Here is a 4,285-nt window from a genome sequence, read left to right on the forward strand (position 1 = left end):
CCGCCCGGCAGCCCGGCGCCCCTGCCGCCGCGCGGCTGAAGCCGAGCGCGTACCGGCTCCAGCCGATGACCGCGGCCGCGCCGCCGGCGTACCGCAAGGCCCTGCCGCCGATCCGGCAGCGGCCCTTCCTGCGCATGTCCGGGGTCGGCCGGTCGATGGTGCTGACCTTCGACGACGGGCCCGACCCCCGCTACACCCCGGAGATCCTGCGCACCCTGCGCAAGCACGACTGCCGGGCGATGTTCTTCGTCTGCGGCGAGATGGCCGTGGAGAACCCGGACCTGCTGCGCGAGATGGCCGACGACGGGCACGTGGTCGGCAACCACTCCTGGTCGCACCCGCTCATCCCGAAGCTGGCGCCGTCGCGGATCCGCGACGAGCTCGGCGGCACCAGCGAGGTCATCGAGAAGACCCTCGGCGCGGCCCCGCTCTGGTACCGCGCGCCTTACGGGGCCTGGAACCGGCTCTCCTTCGAGATCGGGGCCGAGCTGGGCATGGAGCCGCTCGCCTGGACCGTCGACACCCTCGACTGGAAGGAGCCCGGGACCGACCGCATCGTGCGCCGCGTCCTGGACGGCGCGGCGCCGGGCGTCGTGGTGCTCTCGCACGACGCCGGCGGCAACCGCTCGCAGAGCGTCGCCGCGCTGAAGACGTACCTGCCCGAACTCCTCGACGCCGGCTACCGCATGACCGTGCCCCGGCGCTGAGCCCGGGGCGACGCCCGACCGGCCGACGGCTCGTACCCGGCGACGGCTCGCATCCCGCTGACGGCTCGCACCCGCTGACCGCTCGCGTCAGCGGGTCGCGACCATGCGCGCGAAGACCACGACGTTGCCCGCGTAGCCGCTCGCCCTCGAGTACCCGCCGCCGCAGGTGATCACCCGGAGCTCGGGGGCCCCGTTGTCGGCGTAGACCCGGACGCCGGGGAAGTTCTCCTTGGAGTACACCTCCACCCCGTACACCTCGAAGACCGCGACCCGGCCGTCGTACCGCTCCACCTCGATGCGCCGGCCCTTCTCCACCGAGCCGAGGTTGTAGAACACCGCCGGGCCCGCCTGGTTGTCGACATGGCCGACGAGCACCGCGGTGCCTCGCTGGCCGGGGGAGATGCCGTTCTGGTACCAGCCGGCCATGTTGGCGTCCTGCGGTGGCGGCGCCTCGATCCAGCCGCTCGCGTCCAGGCCCACGTCCATCAACGGGGCCCTCACGTCGATCGAGGGGATCCGCACCCGCGAGGCCGGGGCGAACGGAAGCGGGCGCAGCCCCTCGGGCGAGGTCGGGGGCACGCCGATCGGGCGGGTGTCCGGCGCCGCCGCCGCGGCAGGCTGGGGCGGCCCCAGTTCGACGTCCACTCCGTTCCGCATCATCGCCAGGCCGGACAGCATCACGAGAGTCAGGACGCCCCATGGCTGGCGTCTCCTCGACTCCACGGGTCTGAAGTCCTTAAAACCCATGGTTCTCCCTTCGTGGCGTCGAGGGGAACGTTAAGTCCGTCGCGCGCGACCGGCGATCGGAGCGGGGCGAACGGGTGGCGGCGGCAGCGTGGGGGCGGTACGCGGGTGACCGGGGGCCGCGGCGTGCGGGTGACGGGGGCGATGACCCATCCGAGTCATTGTCGTATCAGCGTTCTGATGTGCCGTGACCTGCGGATCCGTCAGATCCGGACGCAGGTGCGTCGGCGTGTCGGCTCACCGGGGTGGCCCAGCGCCGAAATGCGGGCCTTCCTTCCAGTTGTGATGGTTCGTCATGGGAGGCGTACTCGTCGAATTTCCCTGAGCACCGCTTTGGGGCGTCTTCCGATGGAGGTTCAACCATGCGTGCTGCACGCACTCTGGCGGTGACCGCCACCGCGTTGGCGGCGATCGGGCTCGCCGCCCCCCTCGCCGCTGCCACCAACAGTGGCGGGAACGACAACAGCGGCGGGAACAACCAAAGCGGCGGGAACGGGAACTTCGGCGGGAACGGCAACAGCGGCGGGCCCAGGGACGTCACGATCAGCCCCGCGGCCGTCCACCAGGGCTCGACCCTCACCATCACCGTCCGGGGCTGCACCCGCGGTGGCACGGTGACCTCGAACGCCTTCCCGCAGACCAACCTGTCGGTGAACGCCAACGGCATCTCCACCGCGATCGCCCGGATCTTCGACCAAGCCACGCCGGGGAACTACAACCTCGCCGTGAGGTGCAACGACAACCCCAACGTCGCCACCCGCCAGTTCACCGTGCTCGAGGCGCGCGGCGCGATGGGCGGCATCGGCGGCTCGCTCGCCCCCAGCTCCACCGAGATGGCCGTCGGCGGCTCTCTGGTCGCCGCGGCGGCGCTCGGCGGCGGTCTGTTCATCGTCCGCCGTCGCCGTATGAGCAGCGGAGCGGCCTGACCGGCCGAACCTCCCGGTCCGGCCCGCCACGCCCGTCGCCCCCGAGTCCTGGTCCAGGACTCGGGGGCGACGGGCTTCGTCGGGCGGAACGGGGGAGAGCGGCGGTGCGGGGGAAACGGTGGTGCGGGGGAGAGCGGTACGGGGGACGAGGAGGCGGTCGGCGCCTGCTCCCGCTCACGCGGTCAGTGCTGCCGGCCCGCGGAGCGGCGCCGTACGACGTAGACGAGGCCCGCCGCCGCCGCGAGGACCAGACCGCCGCCGGCCGCGATCGCGCCCGCGTCCAGGCCGTCCACCGAGCCGCCCAGACCGCCCCGCACACCGCGCGGCGGCGTGAGGATCGTCGAGCTGATGGTCGGGGCGGTGGTGGCGCCCTGGATGGTCAGGTCGACCGTGTCGGTGATGCCGCCGGTGCAGTTGAACGCGACCGTGTAGACCGCGCCCCGCTTGGCGTCGAAGTCGACCGTGGCCGTGGCCGAGGAGCCCGGCGGGATGGTGACGGTGTCGAAGATGCCCGACGTCGCCGTCGCCGTGCTGGCGCAGCCGGGCGCGCTGAGCGTGACCCGGCCGCCCGGGGCGACGGTGGACGGGGAGACGACGAAGTCGCCGGGCGCCTTCGCCCGGCGTTGCTCGGTCTTCGGGGCGGGAGCGCCGTCCGCCGCCACGGCGGCCGGCGCGGCCAGGGCGAGGGCGGCCGCCCCCAGTAGTGCGGTGGACGCGGCACGTATCGCGCGCATGGTGAATCCTCCGGGTCCCGAGGCGCAGCTGCGGAACGGATTTCCACATGAGGCCGGAATGCACCCCGATGACCGAAACGCTAGGAGCCCACTACCACAGCCGCGATCCCAGACGGGCGAATGGGGCACGGGTGTCCCCCATGCGGCCCACACGGCGTGTCGCGGTCAGCCCCCGACCTGCGGGAACAGGGTGGTGAACGGGCCGGCCGTGGCGGAGATGCCGCGGCCGAACGGGGCGTCGAAGTCCCAGATCAGGAAGAGCAGGAAGGCGATCAGCGCGCTGTAGAGGCCGGCGAGCAGCAACTCCCGGAAGGTCCGCCGGATCTGCAGCGTGAAGATCAGGCCCACCGCCACCAGCGCCCCGGTGATCAGCCCGAACCACACCACGCCCGGCATCGTCGCCGCAGCGCCGTCGCCGCGGGCGTTCCGCGCGTCGTCGGCCGCCCCCACCAGGTCGACGAGCGGCTGGTACGCCTGCCCCTCGTGGTCCGTGGCCGGCTGGTAGTCGGTGACCGAGCGGCGGACCTGGTCCATCAGCTCGGTGCCCCGCTCGCTGAGCTCGCCGTGCTCCGACATGTACGGCCACTCGTCGTCGACGACGTACGACACGTACGCGTCCACGTCGGCGCGGATCCGCTCCCGCACGGCCGTCGGGTAGACCTCCACCCGGGCCGAGATCTCGTGCAGCGCCTGGGCCTCCTGGCGCACCGTCTCCTGGGCGGCGCCGCGCGCCTCCCAGACGCCGGCGATGGCCAGGCCCAGGACGATCGCGTACACAACGCCGATCATCATCGTCATGTACTCGATGACGTCGGGCGTCTCGTTGGGATCGTCGTCGTCTCCGACCCGGCGGTGGTTGATGACCACGATGGTGAGGACGACGGCGCAGGCGGCGGCCATCGCGAGGGTGAGAACAAGCCATTCCGACATGGGAATCCTTCGGCTGAGCAGCGAGAACAGGAAAAAGGTCAGGGGCGCCCGGGGTCAGCGGGAGCGCGGGCGCAGGATCGCGCTGGCGAGCACCGCGGGAGCGATGATCACGAGCGTCATGGTGACCAGCGACCCGCCCCTCTCGGGGCGCGGGCGCACCGACTTGCGGTACGCGGGCAGCGCCACCGGAGTCGCCCGCGGCGGCGCGCGCCGGGCCGGGGGAGGCGTCGGGGCGGCGGGCGGC

General features: G+C 72.7%; 5 protein-coding genes and 1 pseudogene. 2 read left to right on the forward strand and 4 right to left on the reverse strand.

Annotation, left to right across the window (positions count from 1 at the left end):
* A partial coding sequence (locus tag VIU94_RS34415; protein WP_331917695.1) for a polysaccharide deacetylase family protein occupies positions 1-707 on the forward strand: 707 nt, incomplete at its 5' end.
* Between the two features lie 87 nt (positions 708-794).
* Here the strand turns inward: VIU94_RS34415 and VIU94_RS34420 are convergent.
* A complete protein-coding gene (locus tag VIU94_RS34420; protein ID WP_331917697.1) occupies positions 795-1,454 on the reverse strand; it encodes a class F sortase in 660 nt (219 codons plus the stop codon).
* 359 nt (positions 1,455-1,813) lie between these two features.
* Here VIU94_RS34420 and VIU94_RS34425 point away from each other — a divergent pair, with 359 nt between their 5' ends.
* Positions 1,814-2,377 carry a hypothetical protein gene (locus VIU94_RS34425; RefSeq protein WP_331917699.1) on the forward strand — a complete coding sequence of 188 codons (564 nt, stop codon included), beginning with the start codon at positions 1,814-1,816 and terminating at the stop codon, positions 2,375-2,377.
* 182 nt (positions 2,378-2,559) lie between these two features.
* Here VIU94_RS34425 and VIU94_RS34430 read toward each other — a convergent pair whose 3' ends face one another.
* From VIU94_RS34430 to VIU94_RS34440, 3 genes and pseudogenes are all read right to left on the reverse strand, one after another.
* A complete protein-coding gene (locus tag VIU94_RS34430; protein ID WP_331917701.1) occupies positions 2,560-3,111 on the reverse strand; it encodes a hypothetical protein in 552 nt (183 codons plus the stop codon).
* A 165-nt stretch (positions 3,112-3,276) separates the two neighbouring features.
* On the reverse strand, positions 3,277-4,041 hold the full coding sequence (locus VIU94_RS34435) for a bestrophin-like domain (RefSeq protein WP_331917703.1): 765 nt from the start codon (positions 4,039-4,041) through the stop codon (positions 3,277-3,279).
* A gap of 54 nt (positions 4,042-4,095) precedes the next feature.
* Positions 4,096-4,285: pseudogene (locus VIU94_RS34440) on the reverse strand (hypothetical protein); the annotation flags it as partial.

The organism is Streptomyces sp., assembly GCF_036566765.1.
Taxonomy (GTDB): Bacteria; Actinomycetota; Actinomycetes; order Streptomycetales; family Streptomycetaceae; genus Streptomyces.